This is a genomic window from Streptomyces sp. NPDC051567, assembly GCF_044454165.1.
Taxonomy (GTDB): domain Bacteria; phylum Actinomycetota; class Actinomycetes; order Streptomycetales; family Streptomycetaceae; genus Streptomyces.
In genome coordinates this window covers 1-24,563 of the sequence record NZ_JBITDK010000004.1, presented here as the reverse complement: position 1 = coordinate 24,563, position 24,563 = coordinate 1, and the positions used below count along the sequence as shown (strand labels likewise).

Genomic DNA, 24,563 nt, shown 5'->3' with positions numbered 1-24,563 from the left:
GTCGCGGTTCCAGGCGGACGGTAGAAGCCCCGGGCGGGGCGCGGGAACCTCCCGGCGGCGATGGTCATGAACCTGCAACACGGTGGCAATGGCGGCCCCGATTACCGCAGGCCGACGGTGTTCGGCAGGATGGGCCGTATGACCGAGATCCTGACCCCCCGCCTCATCCTCCGCCGCTGGCACGACGACGACCTCATCCCCCTTTCGGAGATCAACGGGGACCCGGAGGTGATGCGGTGGATCGGCGACGGATCGGTGCGCGACCTGGAGCAGACCGCCGAGGACATCGAGCGCTGGGAGGAGGAGTGGGACGAGGAGGGCTTCGGCCTCTTCGCCGTCGAGCTCCTCGGCTCGGGCGAGCTGATCGGCTGTAGCGGGCTCTCCGTCCCCGAGTACCTGCCGCAGGTGCTTCCGGCCGTGGAGATCAGCTGGCGGCTCGGCCGCCAGTTCTGGGGCCAGGGCTACGCCTCCGAGGCCGCCCACGCCACCTTGGAGTACGCGCTCCAGGACCGCGGGCTCGACCGGGTCATCGCCGTCAACCGGGCGGGCAACGACGAGTCCGAGAACGTGATCCGCAAGCTCGGCATGGAGCTGGAGAGCGACACCACCGAACCGGTGCACGGCTTCCTCCTGCACATCCACAGCATCGACCTCAGCGAGTACGACGCCTGACCGGCGGCGGCCCCGCCACCGGCCTCCCGCGCACGGGGCGCGCGGGAGGCCGCGCCTACACCGGCCCGGGGCCGGTCCCGGGCGCCTGGGCCGCGTGGCCCGCCCGGACCGAGGCGAGGGCCGCGCCGTGCAGGGCGGCGGGATCGCCGTGGTGGGGGAGGGGGCTGCCGGTGAGCGTGTACCACTCGTCGGCGTCCGTGTACTGGATGTCGAAGCGGAGCAGCCCCCCGGCCACCGCCACCGTCCGCAGCGTCAGCGGGCCGGTGATCACCCCGACCTCGTCGGTCATCGCGCCGCCCGGCCCGGCGACCACCCGGTCCTCGCGCCGCCACGGCCCGGTCATGACGCGCAGGTGTCGAGCATGGCGGAGAGCTTCCGCTTCTCCGGCTCGGTGACGGTCAGCCCGTAGACGGACTTGACGGTGGTCCAGGCCCGGCCGTACTGGCACCAGCTCGACTTCAGCGGAGGCTGCCACAGGTCCGGGCTCTGGTCGCCCTTGGAGCGGTTCGAGGCCGCGGAGACCGCCAGCAGCTGAGGGTGGGTCAGGTCGTTGGCGAACGCCTTGCGCCGGGCCGCGTCCCACCCGGCGGCGCCGGAGCGCCAGCCCTCGGCGAGCGGCACCATGTGGTCGATGTCCAGCTTCGACGCGTCGGTCAGGACGAGGCCGTCGTACAGGCTCGTCCACGTGCCGGAGACGGCACGGCACTCGGCGTCGCGCACGACACCGGTGCCGTCCCGCCGCAGGACGACCTCGCGGGTGTCGCACTTGTCGCCCTGCTCGGCCCAGTGCGCGAACTTGGCGCGGCTGTAGCCCGCCATCGTGCCCACGGGCCCCACCTTCAGCGCGGCCAGCTGCGTCCGGGCCACCGCGAGGTCGACCATGCCGGGCAGCACGTCCCCGGCGGCGGGCTTCGCGTCCCCGGCCGCCGGGGTGTCCCCCGGCGCGGCGGGCGCGGGCGAAGCGGCGGCCGGAGGCGGCGCGGAGGCTTTCGCGTCACCCGCCGGGGCGGCGGTGCCGGAGCAGCCCGCCAGGGCCAGCAGCAGCGAGGCCGCCAGGACCGCACCGGGCACACGCATCTGACGTTCCATCGAGTCCACCTTGAGCCGGTTGCGCACCATGTCCCCTGAAGATTACCCAGACCGGGACATTCAACCGGGACCTTCGACCGACCGGATACGCCGACGACGGGCGGGAGTCGGCCGCCCACCCGCCCACCCCGCCCGCTCCCCCCACCCGACTCAGGGCCACCGGGCGTCCCAGAACGCGCAGTGGTGCGCGGCCCGCGCGTCGAACGGACGGATTCCTCCCGGCCCCGGCGCCAGCGAGAGGACCGAGGCCGGGGCGCGGTGACGCGGCCACACCGGAGCCCCCGGCGCCGCCGGCACCCCGGTCCGGGCGAAGCCGCCCCAGTACCCGGCCATCCGGTCCGCCAGCGCGCGCTGCGGCGCGCTCAGCGGCGCCAGCGCGAAGAGGTAGGGCAGTTCGAAGCCGTGCGAGGCCCCGTAGGGCAGCCCCGGCGGCTCCGGCAGACCGGTGTAGTTCGGCGCGCCCTCGTCACCGAAGAGGTAGGCGTACGTCGGCACGTGCCGGGCCAGCGCCGCGCCGTCCCGCAGCGTCGGGCAGATGAACGAGGCGTCGGAGAGGAGCGCCGACCAGGCCACGGCGGGCGTCGGGTACGCCGTCACGGGGTAACGCGCCAGCACGGCACGGGCGGTCGCCGGGTCGAACGACCGCTCCAGCCGGGCCCGGTAGGCGGCCCCGTCCCCGATCGGGTAGGCCGCCAGGGTCTGCCCGACGAAGATCCGCATCTCGTCCCGGGTGGCGCCCTGGACCACCGGCACCCGGTGGAACCGGCCCGCCTCCAGCGCCCGCCGGGGCTCCAGCGGCAGCAGGCCGTTCCCGTACGCGACGAGCGAGAAGCGCTGCATCAGCTCCCCCGTCGCCAGCGCGTACGCGTCCTTGTGCCGCAGGCAGTCCAGCACCCCGGGGTCGGCGGCCCGGCCGCAGCCGAGCCGCTCCGCCGCCGCGGCGCCGTCCGCGACCGCCCGCCGCTCGGGCACGAAGGGCTCGTACCTCCCGAGGCCGGGCAGCAGGGAGCGCGGCGGCATGGTGGTCGAGCACGACCCGCTCTGCACGATCGCCCGGTGGAAGAGGCCCGCCGAGGCGGGGGAGACGAGGTGCGCGCAGACGCTGAGACCGCCCGCCGACTCGCCGAACACGGTGACCCGGGCCGGGTCCGCGCCGAACCGTCGCGCGTTCGCCCGCACCCAGCGCAGCGCCGCCTGCTGGTCGGCGAGGGCGAAGTCGGGGGCTCCGCCGAGTGCCGGGTGGGCGAAGAGACCGAAGATCCCCAGCCGGTAGTTGACCGTGACCACCACGGCGCCGCCCCGCACGGCCAGCGGGCCGGGCCGGTAGAAGTCGCCCGAGCCGTTGGCGAAGCCGCCGCCGTGGAACCAGACCATGACGGGACGCGGCCCCGCGCGGCCGTCCGGACGGCCGCGCGGGGCGGTGACGTTGAGGTACAGGCAGTCCTCCGAACCGTCGGGCCCGCCCGGACCCAGCGGCGGCAGCTGCACACAACGGGCCCCGGCCGCCCCGGCGTCGCGTACACCCGTCCAGCGCGGCGCCGGCTCCGGAAGCCGCCAGCGCAGCGCGCCGGTCGGGGCGGCGGCGTACGGGATGCCCTCGAAGGTGCTGTACGCGCCGTGCGCCCGCCCCCGCACCGGCCCCCGGTCGGTCTCCACGACGGGCCGCCCCGCCCCGGCGGCGAAGGCGGCCCCCGGTCCCGGCGGCGCCACGGCCAGGGCCACCACCAGCGGCAGCAGCAGGAGCAACAGGAACGGCACGGGAGACCGGGCCGGCGGGACCAGCGGCCCGCGACGGCGCCGGGGGAGACGGACGACGGGCACGACGGACGCCCTTTCCCGTGAGGCCCCGTCCCCCGCCCCGCACGGCGGCGGAGGCCGCGAGCACCACCCGATGTGACAGCACACGTTCCTCCCCGGCCGGGGAGGAACGGCCTACGCGAGCAGGTTCACCGCCCCCGTGAACACCCGGGGCAGCCGGGCCGCCAGCGGGACGATCCGCCCGGCCAGCCGGGGCTGGCGGCGGGCCCAGAGCAAGGACGTGGTCAGCGCGCGGTAGGTGCGCGAGAGGTCCCGCCAGGCCCGCTCGTACGCCTGGGGCCGCCCGGCCCGCACACAGCGCACCAGCTCGCCCGCCGCCGCCACGGCCAGGGTGAGCCCCTCGCCGGTCAGCGCGTCCACGTACCCCGCCGCGTCCCCCACGAACAGCACCCGCCCCGCCACCCGGACCCGGGCCCGCTGCCGCAGCGGACCCGCCCCGCGCACCGCCGCGCCCGGGGACGGCGGCAGCCGGGCCGACAGCAGCGGGAACCGGGCGAGCTGGACGTCGAAGGACTCCCGGTCCGAGGTCAGCACGGCCACCCCGACCCGGTCGGGCGCCAGCGGGGTCACGTACGCCTCGCACCGGGCCGACCAGTGGACCTCGACCAGGTCGCTCCACGGCGCCACCGCGTAGTGGCGGCGCAGGCCGTAGCGCGCGGTCCGGCCGGGCGCGGGCGGGGCGCACAGGCCGAGCGCCCGCCGGACGGGCGAGTGCAGGCCGTCCGCCGCCACGAGGTAGCGGGCGGTGAGCCCCGCCGCGCCGACCCGGTCGGCGTCCTGGCGGACCTCCCCGACCCGCCGCTCGACCACCCGCACCCCCAGGTGCCGGGCGCGTTCGGCCAGCGCCGCGTGGAGTGCGGTCCGCCGGACACCGAGACCGGGGCCGTCCCGGAACAGCCCCTGCGCGCACCGGCCGTCGAGGCCGTCCAGGTAGCGGATGCCGTGGAACGGCTGCCCGGCGACGGGCACGCCCAGCGCCAGCAGGCGGCGCACGGCCCCCGGCATCAGCCCCTCCCCGCACGCCTTGTCGACGGGCATGGGCCGGGGCTCCACGACCACCACCTCCAGCCCGGCGAGGGCGCCGTGGACGGCGGTGGCCAGCCCGGCCGGGCCACCGCCCACGACCAGCAGGTCGATCACGGCGCGGCCCCCGCCGCCGGTACGGAGGAGCCCCGGCCGGCGGCCGGCACGCCGTCCGCGCCCACCGGGCCCGCCTGCGCCAGGGCCGCGTCCTCGCAGCGGACCCGTACCCGCAGCAGCGCGAGGTTGAGGACCGTGAAGCCGAGCGCGGTCACCCAGGCGCAGTGCACCATCGGCAGGGCGACCCCCTCCACCACGACCGCGACGTAGTTGGGGTGGCGCAGCAGCCGGTACGGCCCCCCGCCCACCAGCGGCAGCCCGGGGACGACGAGCACCCGGGTGTTCCAGCGCGGCCCCAGCACGGCGACGCACCACCAGCGCAGCCCCTGGGCCGCCACGGCCAGGGCGAGGGCGCTCCAGCCCACCACGGGGACGAAGGGGCGCCCGGCGGCCCAGGGCTCCACCGCGCAGCCCACCAGCAGCGCGGTGTGCAGGGCGACCATGGCCGGGTAGTGGCCCCGGCCGTACTCGCGGCCCCCGCGCGCGAGGCTCCACGCCGTGTGGCGGCGGGCCGTGACGAGTTCGGCGAGGCGCTCGGCCGCCACGAGGCCGGTCAGCAGCAGGTACAGGGTCATCGGCACGGGGTCACCACCGCAGCAGGACGAGTTCGGAGGCGAAGCCCGGACCGAAGGCGAGCATCAGCCCGACCGAGCCGGGCGGCGGCGGCCCCGCCGCCTGGACCCCGCCCAGGATGTGCAGGACGGAGGCCGAGGAGAGGTTGCCCACGGCGGCCAGGGAGCGCCGGCTCGGGGCGAAGGCCGACTCCGGCAGCGCCAGCGCCCGCGCGAGCACGTCGAGGATCTTCGGCCCGCCGGGATGGCAGATCCAGGCGTCGACGTCCGAGGGCTTCAGGTCGTGCCCGGCGAGGAAGGACTCGACCTCCTCGGCCACGTGCAGCCTGACCAGCTCGGGCAGTTCACGGCCGAGCACCATCCGGAAACCCCAGTGGCCGATGTCCCAGCCCAGCAGGTGCTCGGTGCCCGGGTAGAGGCGGCTGCGCGAGTCCACCACGAGGGGCCCGGTGCCGGTGTCGTGCAGCCGGTGGCCGCGCCCCACCATCACCAGGGCGCCCGCCCCGTCACCGAAGAGCGCCCCGGCCACCAGGTTCGCCGCCGAGGCGTCCGCGGGCTGGAGGGTGAGCGAGCAGAGCTCGGTGGAGACGAGGAGCGCCGCATGGTCCGGCCGGCCCGTCAGGTAGTCGTGCAGACGGCCCGTCCCCGCCGCCCCGGCCGCGCAGCCGAGACCGAAGAGCGGCACCCGCCGCACCTCGGGACGCAGCCCCGCGCGGACGGCGAGCCGGGCCTCCAGCGAGGGCGTCGCCAGCCCGGTCACCGTCGTGGACATGATGAGATCGACCTCCCGCGCCGCCAGAGCGGCCTCGCCGAGGGCGAGCGCGAGGGCGCGGGAACCGAGGTCGAGGGCGGTGCCGGCGAAGAGGGCGTTGGTCGCGCCGAAGTCGTTCGACGGCCCGTACCGCTCCAGCGGGAGCGCCAGGTGCCGGGTCTCCACCCCCACCGAGGCGTGCACCCGGCGCAGGAGGGCGGCGTCGGAGCCCGGCGGCAGGAAGCGGGCGAGCGCTTCCGTGATCTCGGACTGCCGGTGGCGATGGGGCGGGAACACGCTGCTCACTGCCAGGACACGGGTCATTGATTCACCATAGGAAAAAACTGACACTTCGTGATGAATAACCTGAACCGGGCGCGGCGCCGCATACCGTGACACCGTGCCCGCGAGAACCAGAGACCCCCACCGGTTCGGCCCGCCCGCCGCTGCGGCCCCCGCCGACCCCGCGCTCCCCACCGCGCCGCGGTCCACGGCCACCGGCCTGCTGAGGGCCTGTCACCCCCTCCCGGCGGCGGCCGTCACCCTCGTCACCGCCGTGCTGACGGCCGCCACGGGCCGCGCCCTGCCGGGGGCCGCGCTCACCGTGGCCGCCGTGGCCGCGGGACAGCTCTCGGTCGGCTGGAGCAACGACCGCGCCGACCTCCGCCGGGACCTGGCCACCGGCCGCCGCGACAAGCCCCTGGTGGCCGGTACGGTCCGCCCCGCGGCCGTGACCCGGGCCGCGGCCCTGGCGCTGCTGCTCTGCGTCCCGCTCTCCCTGGCGTGCGGGCCGCTCGCCGCGGCGGTGCACCTCGGCTGCGTCGCGGCGGCCTGGGCCTACAACCTGCGGCTCAAGAGCACGGTCCTCTCCTGGCTGCCGTACGCCCTGGCCTTCGGCCTGCTGCCCGCCTTCGTCACCCTGGGCCTGCCGGGCGCGCCCTGGCCACCGCCGTGGCTCACCGCCGCCGCGGCCCTGCTCGGCGCGGGCGCGCACGTCGCCAACGTCCTGCCCGACATCGACGACGACCTCGCCACCGGGGTCACGGGCCTGCCGCAGCGGCTCGGCGCCCGGTACTCGGCCGCCCTCACCGGCCTCCTGCTCCTCGGCTCGACGCTCACCCTGGTCGTGGGAGCCCCCGGGCCGGTGACCCCGTACGGCACGCTCCTGCTGCCGATGACGGCCGTGGCGGCGCTGCTCGTGGCCCTCCGCCCCCGCGGCCGGCTCCCGTTCCTCACCACCCTGGCCGTCGCCGGGGCCGACGCGGCCCTGCTCGTGCGCGGGCTCGGCACCTGACACCGCGGGCCCGGAGACCCGCCGGGCCCGGGCCCGCTCCCGCACCGGCCGCCGGACGAGCAGGACCTACCCGGCCGCCCGCCGGGCCCGGGTCCAGGCCGTCAGCCGCTGCGCCGGCCAGGTGGTGACGATCCGGTCGGCGGGGACCCCGCACTCCACGGCCCGTACGCAGCCCAGGATCTGCAGGTCGAGCCGGCCCGGGGCGTGCGCGTCCGTGTCGATCGCGAACAGTGTCCCGGCCGCCACCGCCGACCGCAGCAACCGCCGGGGCGGATCGAGCCGTTCGGGCCGGCTGTTGATCTCCACCGCGGTCCCGGCCTCCGCGCACGCCGCGAGGACGGCCTCCGCGTCGAACTCCGACCCGGGCCGGGTCCGCCCGGTCACCAGCCGCCCGGTGCAGTGGCCCAGGACGTCCAGCCGGGGATCGCGCACGGCCGCCAGCAGCCGCCGGGTCATCGCGGGCGCCTCCATCCGCAGCTTCGAGCGGACGGAGCCGACGACGACGTCGAGCCGGTCCAGCAGCTCCGGTTCCTGATCGAGCGACCCGTCCGGCAGGATGTCGCACTCGATGCCGGTGAGCAGCCGGAACGGCGCCCAGCCCCGGTTGAGTTCGGCCACCGCCCGCAGCTGCTCGCGCAGCCGCTCCGGCGAGAGCCCCCGCGCCACCGTCAGCCGCGGCGAATGGTCGGTGAGGACGGCCCACTCGTGCCCCACCCCGGCCGCCTCGCGCCCCATGGCCTCGATCGAGCCGCCCCCGTCCGACCAGTCCGAGTGCAGGTGGCAGTCCCCGCGCAGCGCCGCCCGCAGCGCGAGGGCGGCGGGCCCCGGCGGCGGCCCCTCGGGAAGCGCCGCCGCCTCGTCCTCCAGCACCCGCAGGTACGCGGGGACCGCCCCGGCGAGCGCCTCCCGTACGACCTGGGCCGTCCTCGGGCCGATCCCCCGCACGGCCTCCAGCGAACCGGCCCGTACCCGCTCGGCCGCTTCCGGGCCGTCCCTGCGCGCGAGCACGGCCGCCGCCGTCCGGAAGGCCCGCACCCGGTACGTGGGCGCCCCCGCGCACTCCAGCAGGAAGGCGATCCGGTCCAGTGCCGCAACCGGTTCCATCGGACACCTCCTCGTGCCAGTCTGACAAGCGGGAGAGGCGCGGGCCACCGGGGGACGGCGCGCACCGGCGGCCCGGCCGTGAACTCCCGGGCCCACGGGTGCCGGACGGGGCAGGACGGCCCGGACCGGCCGGGGCCGGAGCAGGAAGCACGACCACACGACAGGACCACGAAACGGAAGGTGGGCCCCCGATGACCGATGACGCCGCTGCCGTACCGTACGGACCCTCCGCCGAGGAACGCGCGGCCCGGGACCGGGTCCGGAGCGAAGCCACCGGCATGACGCACCACCAGAGCGCCGCCGCGCTCGAAGCCGCCGAGCGGGCGGCGTTGAAGGCCGCCGGAGACCTGGAGGACGCCGACGGCCGCACCCGCGCCGCGGTGGCCGAGTGGCGGCGCATCACCGACCTGCTCTTCGACCGCGGCGGTCCCTACTCGCCGGACGGCGACGCCTTCGCCCAGGGCCAGCTGACGGCCCGTCAGTACCGGCGGACGGCCGCCGAAGCCGGGTGACACCTGGCGCCGGGTCCGGGACGCTCCTGGGCCCTGTCGTCACAGTCCTGCCTGGCCCGCGACGCCCGGCACCGGACGCCGCGGGCCTGACCGGCGCCACTGTGACGACAGGACCTACGGCGGGGGCCGTCCCGGACCCGGCGTCGGTGGGTGTGCCCCTGCCGGGACGGGCCCGGTCAGAGGAGCGGCTTCGCGAAGTTGAAGGCGGTCACGGCCATCCGCTCCCGGAAGTAGAAGCGGTGGGCGTCGGTCCGCTGGGTGCCGGAGTCCAGGTTGAGCACGGCGCAGTCCGCCGCGCGGGCGCGTTGCTCCAGGTGGGACAGGAGGGCGTGGCCCACCCCGGTGGAGCGGGCCGCTCCGGCGGTGACCAGGTCGTCCACGTACAGTTTGCGGACCTGGAAGGTGGTGGCGACGATCCGCCAGCCGGCCGCGCCCACGCACGCGCCGTCGTCGCCGTAGGCCGCGCTGAAGCGCAGGCCCTGGGAGTGTCCCTCGGCGTAGATCGCGTGGAACAGGTCCTCGGTGAGGTGCGGGCGGAGTTCGAGCAGCACGGGCAGCAGGTCGGCCGTCAGGCGCGGGTCGCCCGGCTCAAGGTCGATGATCTTCATGGGCGGCAGCGTATCGGGGGCCCCGCACGGCGATCCGGCCGCCCGGGGGGCTCCGTGGGCTCCGTGGGCGTGAAAGGGACAGTCTTCCCGGAAAGTTTTCCCGGGAAACACGGCGGACACGGCAAACACAAGAGCCGGGTCCCGCACCCTGAGGTGCGGGACCCGGCCCGGTGTACGCGGAGGCGTCAGGCGGGGGTGATGTTCTCCGCCTGCGGGCCCTTCTGGCCCTGCGTGACGTCGAACTTCACCTTCTGGCCCTCCTGGAGCTCACGGAAGCCCTGGGCGGCGATGTTCGAGTAGTGGGCGAAGACGTCGGCGCCGCCGCCGTCCTGCTCGATGAAGCCGAAGCCCTTTTCCGCGTTGAACCACTTCACGGTTCCAGTAGCCATGTCAGATCTCCTTCGGGGCAGTTCCCGGGACGTGCACGGTGCGCGTTCCCTGTCGCCGCGTTGATTGCCCCGCCCGGAGAAAAAGTCCGGATAAAACAAAAGTGCTCTTACCGGATATGACTCGGCAAGGGCACTTGAAGTCTTTGGGAACCACAACTGCAACTAAGATCGACGGTAGCACGGTTCCGCCGGAAGCACGTGGTAATACTAATTATACGATTCGGCCGTGTGGGGGCTGAATCCCCTCTCCTGTCCGGAAAATCCCGGCCGAAAAAAGTCCGGACCGGCCCCCGCCGAGGGGGACCGGGCCGGACTCCATGGGGGGTCGGGCGGGCGTCAGCTCACCTGGACGGTGACGTCGTCCACGACGAAGGAGGTCTGCAGGGACTGGTCCTCCACGCCGTTGAACTGCAAGGAGACCGTCTGGCCGGCGAACTGCGCGAGGTCGTACGACTTCAGCGCGTAGCCGGGACCGGCGTTCACGTTGGACAGGGTCTCCAGCGTCTGCCCGTTGACCGAGACCGTGAACCGGTCGTAGACCACGTTCCCGGTCTCGGCCGTGTCGATGTGCAGGTAGAAGGAGAGCCGGTACGAGGAGCAGCCCGACGGGACGGTCAGCGACTGCGCGGCGCTGTCCGTACGGGGCGAGCCCCAGCCGTTGAGCCAGGCCATGTACGAGCCGCCGCGCGGCGCCTGGCCGGCCTGGTTGGTGATCACGCCCGAGGTGGTGGTCCAGGGGCTGGTGCCGCCCTCGAAGCCGCCGTTGGCCACGAGCTGGCGCGGGGTGCAGGTGCCGCCCCCGCCGCCGACCGTCAGCGTGTAGGTGGTGGTGTGGCCGACCGTGCCGGAGCCGGTCACCGTCAGGGTGTACGTACCCGGCGCGGTGCCCGCGGCGGCCTGCACGGACAGCGTCGAGGAGCTGCCGGACTGCACGGAGGAGGGGCTGAGGGTCGCGCTCACGCCGCTGGGCGCGCCGGAGACCGACAGGGCGATCGTCTGGGCGGCCCCGCTCACGGTGGTGGTGTTCACCGTGGCCGAGGTGGTCCCGCCCGGGGTGACGGTGCCCGCGGAGGGGCTGGTGCTCAGCGAGAAGTCCTGCGCGGGGGCCTCACCGCCCACCGCCTGCTTCCAGACGGCGTACGCGACACCGTCGGCGCTGCGGTCCAGCACCGTGGCGCTGATGTTGTTCGTGGTGTCGCAGGCGCTGTGGTAGCAGGAGTCGTAGGCCGCGTTCGCGGTGCCGCCCCACTTGGCCGCCTGCGCCGAGGTCTTGCGGGCGCTGGCACCGGCCGCGTAGCCGGAGGTGGCGATGCCGGCCGCCTGGAAGGAGGCGTCGTCACTGCGGCCCTGGCCCTCCACGTTCTCCTCGGGCGCGAGGTTCAGCGAGGTCCAGTACGCCTTGAGCGGTGCGGCGGCGGCGGAGTTGACGTTGTTGATGAAGTAGCCGCCGTTGGTGGAGCCGACCATGTCGAAGTTGTAGTAGGCCTTGATGGCCGAACGCTGCGTGGCGCTCAGCTGGTTGACGTAGAAACGGGAACCGTTGAGCCCCTGCTCCTCGTCGGTCCACCAGGCGAACCGTACGTGCTTCGTCATCGTGGGGTTCTTCTGCGCGAGGACCAGGGCGTTCTCCAGCAGGGTCGCGGAGCCCGAGCCGTTGTCGTTGATGCCGGGCCCGGCCGGGACGCCGTCGAGGTGCGCGCCGAACACGACGGTCTGGTCGGCGGGGCCGCCCGGCCAGTCGGCGATCAGGTTGTTGGACGGGTAGGTGCAGGAGGTGCAGCTCTGCTCGGTGACGGTGAACCCGGCGGCCTGGAGCTTGCCCTTCACGTACGCCAGCGACTGGGTGTGACCGGCGCTGCCCGCACGGCGGTTGCCGCCGTTCTGCGAGGCGATGGTGTTCAGCTGGGCCAGGTGCGCCTGGATGTTGGCGACGCCGATGTCCGGCGGGTCGTTGCCGGGCTGGGTCCCGCCGACGTTGAGCGCGTAGTCGACGGTGTGGGAGAGCGTGGAGCCCTGCCCCTTGACGACGACACCGGAGGAGCCGGGCGCCGCGTTGGAGGTGGCGCTCAGCGTCAGCACCGAGGACTGGCCGGACTGCACGGTGGCCGGGCTGAACGAGGCGCTCACCCCGGCGGGCAGACCGGACGCGCTCAGGGTCACCGACTGGGCCGTGCCCGTGGTGGTGCTGGTGGTCACCGTGGTGGTGACCGATCCGCCCTGCTGGACGGTGCCCGAGGGAGGGTTCAGCGCCAGCGAGAAGTCGTTGTTCTGCCCGCTCGGGGTGCACGTCGGGTCACCGGTCTGGGCGGGCACGCTGATGGCGTCCCACGCCGCCTTGGTCCGGGTGAAGAGGTCGCAGGTGGTGTCGAGCGCCTTCGCCGAACTGAGCGTCGCCGTACGGTACTTCTTGTACGACATGCTGCTGGTCTTGAGCAGCATGCCGCCGTAGAAGACCTTGCCCGCGTTCTGGATGCCCACACCGGTCAGCGTGGTCTGGTTGCAGGTGCTGCTGCTGGGCTTGCCGCCGCCCGGGCTGGTGCCCTCGGCCAGCAGGTAGAACCAGTGGTTCAGCGGGCCCGCCGCCGCGTGCACCTCCGTCCCGGGTATCGCGGAGCTGTAACACGCGGGGTCGTTGTTGACGGCCGGCGGGTTGTACATGTTCCGGATCGGGCCCCGCCCCTGGAGGTTGATCACCTCGCCGACGGTGTAGTCCGGTGTGTCGTACGGGGACGGTTCGTTGACGTACGCCTCGGTCAGCGCGCCGAAGATGTCCCCGGTGCCCTCGCCGAGCCCGGCCTCCTGGCCGCTGGTGCCGCCGGGGGTGTTGGAGTCGATGGCGTGCCCGTACTCGTGGGCCACCACGTCCAGGCCGGCGATCCACTCGTTGGCGCTGTTGCGCCCGATCGTCACCGCGCTGCCGTCCCAGTAGGCGTTCAGGTCGCTGAGGCCGACCTTGCCCGGGAAGCTGCGGCCGTTGCCGCTGACGCCGTTGCGGCCCAGCCACTGCCCCAGCATGTCCCACTGCTTCTGCGCGGCGAACATGAGGTCCACACAGCCGGTCTCCTTGGAGGTGGGGTTGCCGGTGCCCCAGGAGTCGGAGGACTTCGAGAAGACCGCGCCCGTGCTGTAGTCCGCGCAGCTCAGCCCGGCCCGGTTGGGGTCGCGCAGCGTGTACGTGGAGCCCGAGGCGGTGGTGTCGATGGCCAGCGGGCCGGGACCGTTCCACTTGCTGTTGCCGGTGCCCGCGACGACCTCGTCGTGGGTGTCGACGACCGCGCCGGTGCGGGCGTCCACGAAGACGTGGAGCCGGCTGGGGGCCGTACCCGTCCGCCCGGTCAGGACGGTCTCCCAGGCCAGGACCGGCCTGTCGTCCTTGAGCCTGACGACCAGCCGGCTGCTCTCGACCTTGTCGACCTTCACCAGCTTCGCCCGCGAGGCCGTCTCGGCGTCCTTGGCGGTGACGGTCGGCCGGGTCGGCACGTCGATCCGTACGGAGGAGGCGGACTGGAGGGTGCGCACCTTGCCCTCGCCGTCCGCGAGGACGACCGCGTCGCCCCCGACGACCGGCAGGCCGCGGTAGCTGCGTTCGTAGGCCACGGAGTACAGGTCCCGCAGCCAGGGGGTGACCAGGCGTCGTTCGTACTGCTCCTGCGAGGAGTTGACCAGGGAGTCGAGACCGCTGCCTACGGCCTGGTCGGCCGCGGCGACCGCGCGGGCGGCGGAGGTGTCCTTCGGGGGCGGTGCGGGCTGCGCTTGCTGCGCGGCCGATGCCGTCCCGGCCAGGGCGCCGGCGAGGCTCGCGGTCAGCGCCAGGGCCGCCACTGTCGCCGTCAGTCTGGTGGGCTGCAACGTCCACTCCGATCGTGGGGGGTGGGAGTCCGTGCTCGTCGCCGCCGAGTATGAGCGTGGACATGGCAAGAATGGGACATCCTGGACGGCATAAGACCCGCGTTATGGTGCGACGGCACCGCGCTGCGTACGCTGCCCGGATGCAGCTGGAGTTGAGGCACCTGCAAGCCGTCTGCCGGATAGCGGAAGCGGGAAGTCTGGGGGCCGCCGCACGCCGGCTCGGCGTCTCCCAGCCCGCGCTCTCCGCCCAGCTCCGCCGGATCGAACGGGCCACCGGCGGTGAGCTCTTCGTCCGGGGCCGGGGCGGTGTGGAGCCCACCCCGCTCGGCCAGTTCGTCCTGGCCAAGGCGCGCCGGGTGCTGAACGAGATGGACGCACTCGGCGCGGAGGCCCGCGCCCTCGCCGCCGACGCCCCGCTGCGGCTGGGCTGCATCATGCTCGTCCTGCTCGACGGCCTCCTCGCGCGCACGGACCTGTCGATGTCGGGCCGGGAGATCACCGTCGACCTGGAGGACTCGGTGACGGCGCTCTCCCGGATGCTCGGCGCCGGCCAGTACGACGCCATCGTGTACGGGGAGGTCAACGACCACGAGGTGGCGCTCCCCGAAGGGGTCCTGGTCCGGACCCTGGTCCCGAGGGAACCGTTCTGCATCCGGCTGTCGGCCCGCCACCCCCTCGCGCACCTGGACCGCATCGACCTGGCCGACCTCGCCGCCGAGTCGTGGATGACGCTGGTGGAGGACGACGACGGCGGCCCCGAAGCCCTGACCACGGCCTGCGCGAAGGCGGGTTTCATCCCCTCGCTGAGCCACCGCATCACCGACCGCAAGATGCACTACGACCTGATCGCGGCGGGCCGGGTGATCTCGCTCAGCCAGCCGACCGCGCTGAGGGCGGAAGGTACGGTGCTGCGCCCGCTCGTCGGCTCCCCGGTCACCGGCCGTATCCGCCTCGCCTGGAACCGTTCCTCGGTCTCGGCCCGGCAGGCGGAACTGCTCTACCGCGCGGCGGCCCGCGCCTACCTGGCCAATGTCGGCAACAACCGCTTCCACCAGGAGTGGTGGGACGCCCACCCCGAGCTGCACCCGGCCCTCGACTGACGGCCGGGCCCGCCGCCGGGCTCTCCACGAGGGAGCCGCCGTGGCGGGGAGCGGCGGGCAGGCCGCGTTCCTGTCCTGCCGGGAGCTCCCGGCACACGCGGGCACCCGGGCGCCGGACGGGTGGGGCCCGGGTGGGGCCCGGGTGGCGGAGCGCGGACGGGCGGTGACCGGCCGAGCGTTCTAGAGTCGTCCCATGGTGTCCGAGATCCGGCTGGTTCCCCTGTCCGTGGATCACGTACCGCAGGTCCTGGCCCTGGGGCGGCGCCTCTACGACCTGTCCGTCAAGCCCTACACCTCGTGGTCGCTCTCCGCCGTGGCCCACCACCTGGACGGCGTGGAGTCCGCGTGCTGGGTGGCGCTCGCGGGCGACCGGGTCGCGGGGTACGTGCTCGGGTCCATGGGCTTCGACCAGCGGGCCGACTGGGGCAACCTCGAATGGATCGCCACCGACCCCGACTTCCAGGGGCGGGGCGTCGGCGGCCGGCTCGCCGAAGCCTGCTGCCGCACGCTGGAGGAGGCGGGCGCCACCGCCGTCGTCACCGATGTGGAGTCCCGCAACGAGGCTTCGGCCGCGCTGATGCGCCGGCACGGGTTCGTCGAGGGGGCGACCGTCACCCTCTTCGTCCGCGAGCCCCGCTGACACGGCCTCCCGGCCCGCCCCACCCCGCCTGTTCCTGGTCGTCGTGGCCGCCGCGGCGGTGTCAGACGTGCAGGGTCCCTTCCAGCACGGTGACCGCCGGGCCGGTGAGGTGGACGCGGTCGCCGTGGAGCGAGGTCCCGACCAGGCCGCCCCGGGCGGACGCCTGGAACCCGGTCAGCCCGTCACGGCCCAGCCGTGCGGACCAGTAGGGGGCCAGCGCGGTGTGCGCGCTGCCGGTGACCGGGTCCTCGGGAATCCCCTCGGCGGGCGAGAAGAAGCGGGAGACGAAGTCGTAGCCCGGCTCCCGCGAGGAGGCCGCCGCGGTGACGATGACACCGCGCAGCCCCTCGCGCCGGGTCAGGGCGGCGATCGCCGGGAGGTCGGGCCGTACCGCCCGGACGGCGGCCTCGTCGGGCAGGACCGTGAGCAGGTCACCGAGCGCGCCGGTCCGGAAGGCGGCCTCGGGCCGCACCCCGAGGGCTTCGGCGAGACCGTCGGGGACGGGAACCTCGTGGTGCGGGGCGGCCGGGAAGTCCAGGGTGACGGCGCCGTCCCCGTCCACCCACGCGGTCAGGACGCCGCTGAAGCGGCTGCGGAACCGCACCGTACCGACCAGGCCGCGTTCCCGGTGGAGGGTGTGGACCGTGGCCAATGTGGCATGGCCGCACAGGTTGGTCTCCACGAGCGGGGTGAACCAGCGGATCTCCCAGTCGGCCTCGCCCCCGGCCGGCAGGGGGAGGGCGAACGCGGTCTCGGAGTGGTTCAGTTCCGCGGCGACCTGCCGCAGCCACGGGTCCTGCGGCCACTGACCGGGCGGGAGCAGACAGACACCGGCGGGGTTCCCGGAGAAGGGACGGTCGGCGAAGGAGTCGACGATGTGGATGCGCATGCGGCGAACGTACCCGGGCCGATCACCGCACCGGCAAGGCCAATTCCGCAAGAGTGGCCTGCCCGGGGGTGGTCCAGGGTCGGGCGGCCCGGCCGGGCCGGACGCGGGTCCGGTGATCTTGAAATTGACGGGCAGGGCCGGAGTCTGCACTATTCCACTAACACGTTAGTGAAATGAGGTGGAGATGGAGTTCCGGGTCGACCGGCGCAGCGGTGTCGCGACTTACCTGCAACTCGTCACCCAGGTCAAGCAGGCGCTGCGCATGGGCGTACTGGAGCCGGGCGACCGGCTGCCGACGGCCCGCGAAGTGGTCGCGGCCACCGCGATCAACCCGAACACCGTGCTCAAGGCGTACCGGGAACTGGAGCGCGAAGGGCTCGTCGAACCCCGCCCCGGCGCGGGGACCTTCGTACGGCGCTCGCTGTCCCGCCCCGAGACGGCGGCCGACGCCCCGCTCGGCCTCGCCCTCGCGGCCTGGATGACCCGGGCGCGGGAAGCCGGACTCGACCGTGACGACGTCACCGCGCTCGTCACGGCCGTCGCGGACACATGTTTCACCCCCTCCGGGCCGTAGCCCGCGGTCTCGGGGCAGAGAGAGGACACACCACGTGAGTGACCCGACCGTCGCCGGCGCGCTGCGCGCGACGCGGCTCGGCAGACAGTTCGAGGGCCGCCGGGCCCTGTGGGCGTGCGACATCGACATCGCCGCCGGGAGCATCACCGCGCTCGTCGGACCCAACGGCGCGGGCAAGAGCACACTGCTCCAGCTCGCGGCCGGTCTGCTGCGGCCCTCCACCGGGGAGATACGTGTCCTCGGCCACGCCCCCGGCTCCCGCGAGGCCCGTGAGGACACGGCCTTCCTGGCCCAGGACCGGCCGCTCTTCGCCCGCTTCACCGTCGCCGACACCCTGCGCCTGGGCCGCCGCCTGAACCGCCGCTGGGACCAGGACGCCGCCGAACGCCTCGTACGGGCCGGGAACATCCCCCTCGACGCGCGGATCGGCTCCCTCTCCGGCGGCAACCGCACCCGCGTCGCCCTCGCCATGACCCTGGGCAAGCGCGCCGGGCTGCTCCTCCTGGACGAGCCGCTCGCCGACCTCGACCCGCTCGCCCGGCACGAGATCACCGCCCTGCTCATGGCCGAGGCCGCCGAGCACGGCACCAGCATCGTGATGTCCTCGCACGTCCTGGCGGAACTGGACGAGGTCTGCGACCGGGTCCTCCTCCTCAGGGACGGCACGGTACGGCTCTGCGGCGACATCCAGGAGCTGTGCGACGGTCACACCCGGCTCACCGGACGCGCCGACCCCATCGAGACCGACGGCCTGCCCCACGGCTTCGACCGCACGGCCGTCGTGCACGCCGCCAGGACCGGCCGCCAGGTCACCGCCCTCGTCCGTCACCCCGCCACCGGCGCCGCGCCCCTGCCCGGGGCCGACGACCGCTGGATCGCCGAGACCCCCACCATGGAAAACCTCTTGCTCGCCTACCTGCGCGCCCCGCACCCCACCACGTCCGCCACCACGTCCGCCACGGCTCCCGAAGGGGCCGCCGCATGACCGGCGCACTCTGGCTGGCCTGGCGCCAGCAGCGCGTGATGCTCCTCACCGCGACCCTGCTGCTCCTGGCCTGCGCGGCCTGGGTCGCCCACCGGCGCGCCGCGATGACGGCGCTCATCGAGGAGTACCGGTTCGTCCCGTGCAAGGGATGGAACGGCGACTGCGAGAGCCTGGCCTCCATGCTCATCGTGGACGGCAACACGGAGGCGATCAGGGCCCTGGGCATCCTCGGGATCGCCCTCCCGGCCCTCATCGGCGTCTTCTGGGGCGCCCCGCTCATCGGGCGCGAGCTGGAGACCGGCACCTTCCGGCTGACCCTGACCCAGGGCATCGGCGTCCGCGACTGGTTCGTCGCCCGCTTCGGCCTCGCCGCGCTCTTCACCACGCTCGCCTCGGCCGTCGTCGCCGCTCTCGTCGCCTGGTGGTGGGCGCCCGTCTCCAACACGCTCGACGGGCTCTACTGGCACGACGCCGCCATCTACAACGCGACCGGGCCCGCCTCCGTGGCCTGCGCCCTGTTCGGTCTCACCGTCGGCACGGCCGTGGGCCTGCTGGTCCGCCGCACCCTGCCCGCCATGGCCGTGACCTTCGCGGCGATCGGCACGACCAGTGTGTTCCTGGCCTTCTTCCGGCGGAGCTGGATCTCCCCCGAGGTCCGGATCACCCCCGGCACGACACCCAAGACACCGGTCGGCAGCGCCTGGTCCACGGGGGAGTTCGGCTACCTGACGCCCGACGGGCGAGAGCACTCCATCCTTGAGGTGTGCCAGACCTCCGGCGACCCCCTCCGCCAGTGCATGGACGAACACGGCTTCGTCGCCCGCTACCACAAGGTCTACCCCAGCAGCGACTTCTGGGTCTTCCAGTGGATCGAGACCGCGCTCTACGTCGGCCTCGTGGCCGCCCTGGTCGTGCTGATCCTCGTCGTCCTGCGCCGCACCACCGCCTGAGCAGTCCCTCACGTACCGTCATCAGACAAGGGAATCCATGGCCACGAAGAAGAATCTCCTCGCCAACCGGACCAGTGTCGGTCACAAGGTCCGCTACGCGATGACCAACCCGGACCGCATCACTCCCTACCTCCGCCGCGCGGCGCGTGACGGCTGGCTGCGCCTGAAGCATCCCGACCACGTGGGCTACTACCGGGCGGTCATGGCCTCCGACACGGGCCGCAACCCCGAGGCCGCCGTGGGCAGCCAGACCCACGACCGCTGGCTGGCGCTCGGCAAGATGCAGTTCGACTACCTCCTGGAGCACGGCCTCACCCCCCGGCACCGGATGCTCGACATCGGCTGCGGCAACCTGCGGGCGGGCTGGCGCTTCATCGACCACCTCGACGCCGGCCACTACTACGGCATCGACATCTCCCCCGACATCCTCATATCGGCCAAGGAGACCCTGACCAAGCAGGAGCTCCAGGCCAAGCTCCCGCACCTGACCATCACCCAGAACCTCACCCTGGACTTCCTGCCCGACCACCACTTCGACGTGGTCCACGCCCACAGCGTCTTCTCCCACTCACCGATCGGGATCATCGACGAGTGCTTCGCCCATGTGGGCCGTGTCCTGGCCCCCGGCGGCTGGTTCGACTTCACCTTCGACCGCACCGAGGGCACCGAGCACCAGGTCCTGCGCGAGGACTTCTACTACCGCACGCAGACCCTCGTGGACCTGGCGGCCAAGCACGGCCTCACCGCCCGCTTCATGGCGGACTGGGAGAAACTGGGCCACGGCCAGTCCAAGATCCGCGTCACCGTGGGCTGAGCAACGGCCCCGCCACCGCACCCGCCCGCCCGGGGCCTGCCGCGCACAGCGCCGCAGGCCCCGGGCGGACCTTCTTCCCTCTTCTTCCCTCTTCTCTCCGCCTCAGCGGAGCCGGGTGAGCCGGGTGCCGAACGACGGCTCCGCCAAGGGGCCCCGCACCGCGACCGGGACGGACTTCGCGCCCTCCCCCTCGCCGATCCTCAGCACGCCGATCCCGGTTCCCGCCCTCGCCGTCCGGGGCAGCGGCCCGACGCCGGTGTCGAGCGACATCCGCAGCTTCTGACCGGGCACCCCGACCACGTTCAGGTCCTCCGTGGCCACCAGCGGGGTACGGCCGCCCAGCCCGTCGTCCACATGCCCCACGACCTGCCCCTTGCGGACGGCCGGAACCGAGGCGAGGGCCTCCCGCACGGCCCCGATGACCTTCTTGCTGTTGGTCTTGACGAGGGCGAGGCTCTTCAGGGCCTGGGGGTCCGGGCCGTCCACGCGCTGCTCCAGCACCACGCCCAGGATCAGCGGGGTCTCGCCGCCGACCGTCTTGTACGCGGCCCACATCAGCGCGCCGCCCGCGGCGGAACTCGATCCGGTCTTGATGCCCTTGACGCTCAGCCCGGTGACGGAGAGCAGGTCGTTGTTGTTGTAGAGCGGCGCGGGCAGCCCCTTGACGGTCGCGTCGGGCAGCGCGACGATCGCGCGGAACGCGTCGTCCTTCATCACCGCCTCCGCGAGTTTCAGCTGGTCGGTGGCGGTACTGACGGTCCCCTTGTCCAGACCGCTGGGGTCCGTGTACGCGGTGTCCCGCATCCCGAGCTCGGCGGCGGCGGCGTTCATCTTGGCGACGAACGCCGTGTCGGAGCCGGTGCCGCCGTCCCACCGGGCCAGCAGCCGGGCGGCGTTGTTGCCCGAGGGGATCATCAGCATCTTGAGCATGTCCCGCTGGCTGTACTTCGTCCCGGCGACGAGCCCCTCGATCCGGGACTCGTCGACGGAGGCGCCCTCCGCCACGGCCTCCGCGTCGATCTCGATGTCCGGGCCCGGATCGTTCTTGGCCAACGGGTGGCCGCGGAGGATCACGTAGGCCGTCATCACCTTGGCCACACTCGCGATCGCCACCGGCTTCTGCTCGCCGAAGGTGCCGATCTCCCCGGAGCCGGGGACCCGGACGGCTGCCTGGCCCTTGGCGGGCCACGGTATGCCGAACTGCCCGTCGATGGTGTGGACCGTCCCGGTCGGGACGAGCGTCGGCGCGGGCAGCGGGCGCAGCAACTGGGCGGCGGTGACGGCCCCGGCGGCCAGCAGCAGGACCGGGACCCACACCTTGACCCGCCGCACCCCGGTCCGGCGGGGTGTCTCCGGCTCCGGCTCCGGCTCCGGCTCCGGCGGGGGAGCGGGGTAGGTGAACTCCGCCGGCATCTCCAACGGGGGCAGGGGTGCCTGCCGGGCTGCCCAGGGCTCCTCCCGGACCGTCCGCACGGCCTCGGCCCGCGGCGGAACGGAAACCTTCGCGAGGAGGACGGTTCCGGTGGTGTCCCGCGGCGTGACCACGGGGAGCCGACTCGTCGGCTCCCCGTCCGCCCCGTCCTCCCCATCCGTCCCGTTCTTCGGGCCCTCGGATTCCGGCCCGGACGCGGTGCGGGCTTCCGGCCCGGGTTCCGATTCCGGTTCCGATTCGGGTTCCGGTTCTGGCTCCGGCTCTGGTTCGGGGTCCACTCCGGTTCCGGCCGCAGCCTCACCATCCTGCTCAGCCTGGTCGCTGTCGCTGTCGCTCCCGGCCACGGAGTCTTCCGGATCGCCGTCGGCCACCTCGCCCGCCGCAGGCTCCGCCTCCTCGGGGCGCTCCGTCTCCGATTCCTGCTCGGGTTCCGGTTCCGGTTCCGTCTCAGCTTCCGGCTCGTCCTCGCCGCCGGACTCGGGCTCGGGCTCCGACTCGGCCCCGGAGTCCGGGTCCGCCGCGTCCCCCGCCGAGTCCTCGGCCTTCTCCTCCGGTCCGGTCCCGTGTGCGGAGTCCGGGTCCGCCGTTCCCGGGCCGCGGGGCTCCTCGGCCTCCGGAGTGTCGGAGGGCTCGCCCGCCACCGTTACCGCTTTCATCCCAGCGCCGCCTTGCTGCTCACACCCGGCCGTCACCTCCACCGCCCACGCGGTGGCCGACGGCCCGCCGGTTCTTGCCGATTCCGTCCGGCGACGCGCACGACACGCCGTCACCGAACCGCTAGACGTCCGTCGTGATCACCTCGTTCCCCGCACCCCGGGCTGTGACCGTTCGGTCATACTCCGGACCACCGGGTCCGGACGCGCCGCCGATCGGGTGAAGCAGCGGAACCTGACCGGGGCCCGGCCGTTGATCAAGGCGCTCACCATCGGGCACTCGTGCGACAGAAGGACCAGTAATGATCAAGAAGATGATGGCCACCGCCGCCGTGACCGCTTCCGTCCTCGGCGCGGGCGCCGCAGTGGCCGCCCCCGCCATGGCCATCGGCAACGACAACGGGGTCAACACCGTCAACGGCAACGGCGCCGTCCAGGCGTACGGCAACCAGAAGACCCACGGCGACCAGAGCCCGCAGCTCAGCCTGGTCCAGGGCAGCCTGAACAAGCCCTGCATCGGCCTGCCGGCCAAGGTCAACGCCCAGTCGCTGATCGCCCTCATCAACGTCGGCATCCAGGACATCCCCGTCCTGTCCAACCCGCAGAACCAGCAGTGCACCGAGAACTCCACCCAGGCCAAGGGCGACGAGCCGCTCTCGCACATCCTGGACAACATCCCGGTCCTCTCCGGCAACGTCTCCGCCGGCAGCTGACGCAGTCCCCTCTTCGAGCCGGGGCCTCCGATGCCTGCGCGAGTGTCCACGGGGCCCCGGCTTGTTCCACCCGGACACGCGCGTCCGGTTCTCCGCAGGCAGGACCGGCCGCCCGGTCCGGTGGGCACCGATCACAGGGCAGAGCCTCCCCCTTCAAGGGGCGGGGCTCTGCGGTGTTTTCCGGCCCCCGTGGGCGTGCGCGAAGACCTCCACCCGACGCGGGTCCGCCCCCGCCCGCCCCTGAGCGGAGAACCACCGATGCCCTCCACCTCCTCTTCCGCGCCCCCGGCCGCCGCCGCGCCCGTCCGCGCGCTGAAACCCGGCACCTCCTGGAGCGACGCCTGGGAACGGGCCCTCACCGTCGCCCCCGAGGCGTTCCGCGACGACCGGGTCCTCAACCTCTGGGACGGTTCCTGGGTCCCCGACGGCCACGCGCTCCCCGCGACCAGCCCCGTCGACGGCAGCCCCGTCGCCGGACCGCCCCGCCTGGACGCCGTCACCGCGGGCCGGGCCGTCCGGGCCGGCCTCGACCAGCACCGCGCCTGGCGACAGGTCCCGTTGCCCGAACGGCGTGCCCGGGTCGGCGCCGCCCTCGACGCCCTCGACGCGCACCGTGATTCCCTCGCGCTCCTGCTCGTCTGGGAGATCGGCAAGCCCTGGCGCCTGGCCCGCGCCGATGTCGACCGGGCCGTCGACGGGGTCCGCTGGTACGTGGAGAACATCGCGCCCATGGTCGAGGGCCGCCCCCCGCTCGACGGGCCGGTCTCCAACATCGCCAGCTGGAACTATCCGATGTCGGTCCTCGTCCACGCCATGCTCGTGCAGGCCCTCGCCGGGAACGCCGTCATCGCCAAGGCCCCCACCGACGGCGGGGTCGCCTGTCTCACCCTCGCCTGTGCGCTGATCCGGCGCGAGGGCGTCCCGGTCACCCTGGTCAGCGGCAGCGGCGGGGAACTCTCCGAGGCCCTCGTCCGCTCCCCGGAGATCGGCTGTGTCTCCTTCGTCGGCGGTCGCGACACCGGCGCCCGGATCGCCACCGCCGTCACCGACCTCGGCAAACGCCACATCCTGGAGCAGGAGGGCCTCAACACCTGGGGCATCTGGGAGTACACCGACTGGCCCGCCCTCACCGCGCTCGTCCCCCGGCTCTTCGACTACGGCAAGCAGCGCTGCACCGCCTACCCCCGCTTCGTCGTCCAGCGCACCGTCTTCGACGCCTTCCTCGCCGCCTACCTGCCCGCCGTCGCGTCCGTCCGTACGGGCCACCCGCTCGCCGTCGCCCGCCCCGAGGACCCCCTGCCCGCACTGGACTTCGGCCCGCTCATCAACGCGGCCAAGGCCCGCGAGCTGGCCGGCCAGGCGGCCGACGCGATCGAGCGGGGCGCCGTACCGCTCTTCCGGGGCGCCCTGGACCCGGCGCGCCTCCTGCCCGGCCAGGACACCTCGGCGTACGCCGCCCCCCTCGCCCTGCTGAGCCCGCCCGCCGCCTCGCCGCTCTACCACGCCGAGCCGTTCGGCCCCGTCGACACCATCGTCCTCGTCGACACGGAGGCCGAGCTGCTCGCCGCCATGAACGCCTCCAACGGGGCGCTGGTGGCGACCTTGTCGACCGACGACCCGGACACCTTCGCCCGTCTCGCCCCGCAGATCCGCGCCTTCAAACTCGGCCACGGCACACCCCGCTCCCGGGGGGACCGGGAGGAGCTCTTCGGCGGTTTCGGCGCCTCCTGGCGCGGCGCGTTCGTGGGCGGTGAACTGCTCGTCCGGGCCGTCACCCAGGGCCCCGCCGGCGAACGGCTGCCGGGCAACTTTCCCGCGTACCAGCTGATGCCGTAGGTCCTGTCGTCGAAGTGGTGCCGGTAAGGCCCGCGGCGTCCGGTGCGGCGCATCGCAAGGCGGAGAGTGCCCGTAGTGCTGGACGTACTCGGGCGCCCCGACAGCTCGGCCTCCAAGGGCCTCGAAGAGGAGCCGAGACGAAACGAGCGCGGGGGCACCTCCCAGCGGTAGCTGGGGGA

General features: G+C 73.8%; 23 protein-coding genes. 11 read left to right on the top strand and 12 right to left on the bottom strand.

Annotated elements, in window-relative coordinates; all coding sequences use genetic code 11:
* Positions 1-138 precede the first annotated feature (138 nt).
* A complete protein-coding gene (locus ACIA5F_RS06115; RefSeq protein ID WP_399349656.1) occupies positions 139-672 on the top strand; it encodes a GNAT family N-acetyltransferase in 534 nt (177 codons plus the stop codon).
* A 55-nt stretch (positions 673-727) separates the two neighbouring features.
* Here the strand turns inward: ACIA5F_RS06115 and ACIA5F_RS06110 are convergent, their stop codons facing one another.
* From ACIA5F_RS06110 to ACIA5F_RS06085, 6 genes are all read right to left on the bottom strand, one after another.
* Complete coding sequence (locus ACIA5F_RS06110; RefSeq protein WP_399349654.1) at positions 728-1,015, bottom strand: hypothetical protein; 288 nt, start codon at positions 1,013-1,015, stop codon at positions 728-730.
* Positions 1,012-1,791 (bottom strand): DUF1524 domain-containing protein, encoded by a 780-nt coding sequence (locus ACIA5F_RS06105; RefSeq protein WP_399349653.1) that lies wholly within the window; start codon positions 1,789-1,791, stop codon positions 1,012-1,014. Before ACIA5F_RS06105 ends, ACIA5F_RS06110 begins: the two co-directional genes overlap by 4 nt.
* 120 nt (positions 1,792-1,911) lie before the next feature.
* Complete coding sequence (locus tag ACIA5F_RS06100; RefSeq protein ID WP_399349651.1) at positions 1,912-3,519, bottom strand: carboxylesterase/lipase family protein; 1,608 nt, start codon at positions 3,517-3,519, stop codon at positions 1,912-1,914.
* A 174-nt stretch (positions 3,520-3,693) separates the two neighbouring features.
* Positions 3,694-4,719, bottom strand: coding sequence for an NAD(P)/FAD-dependent oxidoreductase (locus tag ACIA5F_RS06095; protein WP_399349649.1), 1,026 nt, complete (start codon positions 4,717-4,719; stop codon positions 3,694-3,696).
* Positions 4,716-5,294 carry an isoprenylcysteine carboxyl methyltransferase family protein gene (locus ACIA5F_RS06090; protein ID WP_399350223.1) on the bottom strand — a complete coding sequence of 193 codons (579 nt, stop codon included), beginning with the start codon at positions 5,292-5,294 and terminating at the stop codon, positions 4,716-4,718. The genes ACIA5F_RS06095 and ACIA5F_RS06090 overlap by 4 nt, the downstream gene beginning before the upstream one ends.
* A gap of 10 nt (positions 5,295-5,304) precedes the next feature.
* Positions 5,305-6,366, bottom strand: coding sequence for a type III polyketide synthase (locus ACIA5F_RS06085; protein ID WP_399349647.1), 1,062 nt, complete (start codon positions 6,364-6,366; stop codon positions 5,305-5,307).
* A 76-nt stretch (positions 6,367-6,442) separates the two neighbouring features.
* Between ACIA5F_RS06085 and ACIA5F_RS06080 the strand changes: the two genes are divergently transcribed.
* Positions 6,443-7,336, top strand: a complete 894-nt coding sequence (locus ACIA5F_RS06080) for a UbiA family prenyltransferase (RefSeq protein WP_399349644.1) — start codon at positions 6,443-6,445, stop codon at positions 7,334-7,336.
* Between the two features lie 66 nt (positions 7,337-7,402).
* Here the strand turns inward: ACIA5F_RS06080 and ACIA5F_RS06075 are convergent, their stop codons facing one another.
* Positions 7,403-8,440 carry a PHP domain-containing protein gene (locus tag ACIA5F_RS06075; protein ID WP_399349643.1) on the bottom strand — a complete coding sequence of 346 codons (1,038 nt, stop codon included), beginning with the start codon at positions 8,438-8,440 and terminating at the stop codon, positions 7,403-7,405.
* 191 nt (positions 8,441-8,631) lie between these two features.
* On the opposite strand from ACIA5F_RS06075, the gene ACIA5F_RS06070 reads away from it, so the two are divergent.
* On the top strand, positions 8,632-8,952 hold the full coding sequence (locus ACIA5F_RS06070) for a hypothetical protein (protein WP_399349641.1): 321 nt from the start codon (positions 8,632-8,634) through the stop codon (positions 8,950-8,952).
* A 176-nt stretch (positions 8,953-9,128) separates the two neighbouring features.
* Here ACIA5F_RS06070 and ACIA5F_RS06065 read toward each other — a convergent pair whose 3' ends face one another.
* From ACIA5F_RS06065 to ACIA5F_RS06055, 3 genes are all read right to left on the bottom strand, one after another.
* Positions 9,129-9,560, bottom strand: a complete 432-nt coding sequence (locus tag ACIA5F_RS06065; protein WP_399349639.1) for a GNAT family N-acetyltransferase — start codon at positions 9,558-9,560, stop codon at positions 9,129-9,131.
* Positions 9,561-9,745: 185 nt separating this feature from the next.
* Positions 9,746-9,949 (bottom strand): cold-shock protein, encoded by a 204-nt coding sequence (locus ACIA5F_RS06060; RefSeq protein ID WP_399349637.1) that lies wholly within the window; start codon positions 9,947-9,949, stop codon positions 9,746-9,748.
* Between the two features lie 336 nt (positions 9,950-10,285).
* Positions 10,286-13,798 carry a M28 family peptidase gene (locus ACIA5F_RS06055; protein ID WP_399349635.1) on the bottom strand — a complete coding sequence of 1,171 codons (3,513 nt, stop codon included), beginning with the start codon at positions 13,796-13,798 and terminating at the stop codon, positions 10,286-10,288.
* Between the two features lie 140 nt (positions 13,799-13,938).
* Here ACIA5F_RS06055 and ACIA5F_RS06050 point away from each other — a divergent pair, with 140 nt between their 5' ends.
* Together ACIA5F_RS06050 and ACIA5F_RS06045 are read left to right on the top strand one after the other, a co-directional pair.
* A complete protein-coding gene (locus tag ACIA5F_RS06050; protein WP_399349633.1) occupies positions 13,939-14,898 on the top strand; it encodes a LysR family transcriptional regulator in 960 nt (319 codons plus the stop codon).
* 193 nt (positions 14,899-15,091) lie between these two features.
* A complete protein-coding gene (locus ACIA5F_RS06045; RefSeq protein WP_399349631.1) occupies positions 15,092-15,538 on the top strand; it encodes a GNAT family N-acetyltransferase in 447 nt (148 codons plus the stop codon).
* Between the two features lie 61 nt (positions 15,539-15,599).
* Here ACIA5F_RS06045 and ACIA5F_RS06040 read toward each other — a convergent pair whose 3' ends face one another.
* Positions 15,600-16,427 carry a PhzF family phenazine biosynthesis protein gene (locus ACIA5F_RS06040; protein ID WP_399349629.1) on the bottom strand — a complete coding sequence of 276 codons (828 nt, stop codon included), beginning with the start codon at positions 16,425-16,427 and terminating at the stop codon, positions 15,600-15,602.
* Positions 16,428-16,611: 184 nt separating this feature from the next.
* Between ACIA5F_RS06040 and ACIA5F_RS06035 the strand changes: the two genes are divergently transcribed.
* Genes ACIA5F_RS06035 through ACIA5F_RS06020 form a run of 4 tightly spaced genes read left to right on the top strand, consistent with a single transcriptional unit; the run spans position 16,612 to position 19,750 of the window.
* Positions 16,612-17,001: a GntR family transcriptional regulator gene (locus ACIA5F_RS06035; protein ID WP_399349627.1), complete on the top strand. Its 390-nt coding sequence runs from the start codon at positions 16,612-16,614 to the stop codon at positions 16,999-17,001.
* A 34-nt stretch (positions 17,002-17,035) separates the two neighbouring features.
* Entirely contained in the window at positions 17,036-17,986 is a 951-nt protein-coding gene (locus ACIA5F_RS06030; protein WP_399349626.1) for an ABC transporter ATP-binding protein, read from the top strand.
* A complete protein-coding gene (locus ACIA5F_RS06025) occupies positions 17,983-18,936 on the top strand; it encodes a transporter (RefSeq protein ID WP_399349624.1) in 954 nt (317 codons plus the stop codon). Before ACIA5F_RS06030 ends, ACIA5F_RS06025 begins: the two co-directional genes overlap by 4 nt.
* 37 nt (positions 18,937-18,973) lie before the next feature.
* Positions 18,974-19,750 (top strand): class I SAM-dependent DNA methyltransferase, encoded by a 777-nt coding sequence (locus ACIA5F_RS06020; protein WP_399349622.1) that lies wholly within the window; start codon positions 18,974-18,976, stop codon positions 19,748-19,750.
* Between the two features lie 102 nt (positions 19,751-19,852).
* Here the strand turns inward: ACIA5F_RS06020 and ACIA5F_RS06015 are convergent, their stop codons facing one another.
* The gene (locus ACIA5F_RS06015; RefSeq protein WP_399349620.1) at positions 19,853-21,838 is read right to left on the bottom strand and encodes a serine hydrolase; all 1,986 of its coding nucleotides are present in this window, start codon (positions 21,836-21,838) and stop codon (positions 19,853-19,855) included.
* 299 nt (positions 21,839-22,137) lie between these two features.
* Between ACIA5F_RS06015 and ACIA5F_RS06010 the strand changes: the two genes are divergently transcribed.
* Together ACIA5F_RS06010 and ACIA5F_RS06005 are read left to right on the top strand one after the other, a co-directional pair.
* Positions 22,138-22,548, top strand: coding sequence for a rodlin (locus ACIA5F_RS06010; protein WP_399349618.1), 411 nt, complete (start codon positions 22,138-22,140; stop codon positions 22,546-22,548).
* 258 nt (positions 22,549-22,806) lie between these two features.
* On the top strand, positions 22,807-24,384 hold the full coding sequence (locus ACIA5F_RS06005; RefSeq protein WP_399349616.1) for an aldehyde dehydrogenase family protein: 1,578 nt from the start codon (positions 22,807-22,809) through the stop codon (positions 24,382-24,384).
* Positions 24,385-24,563 lie beyond the last annotated feature (179 nt).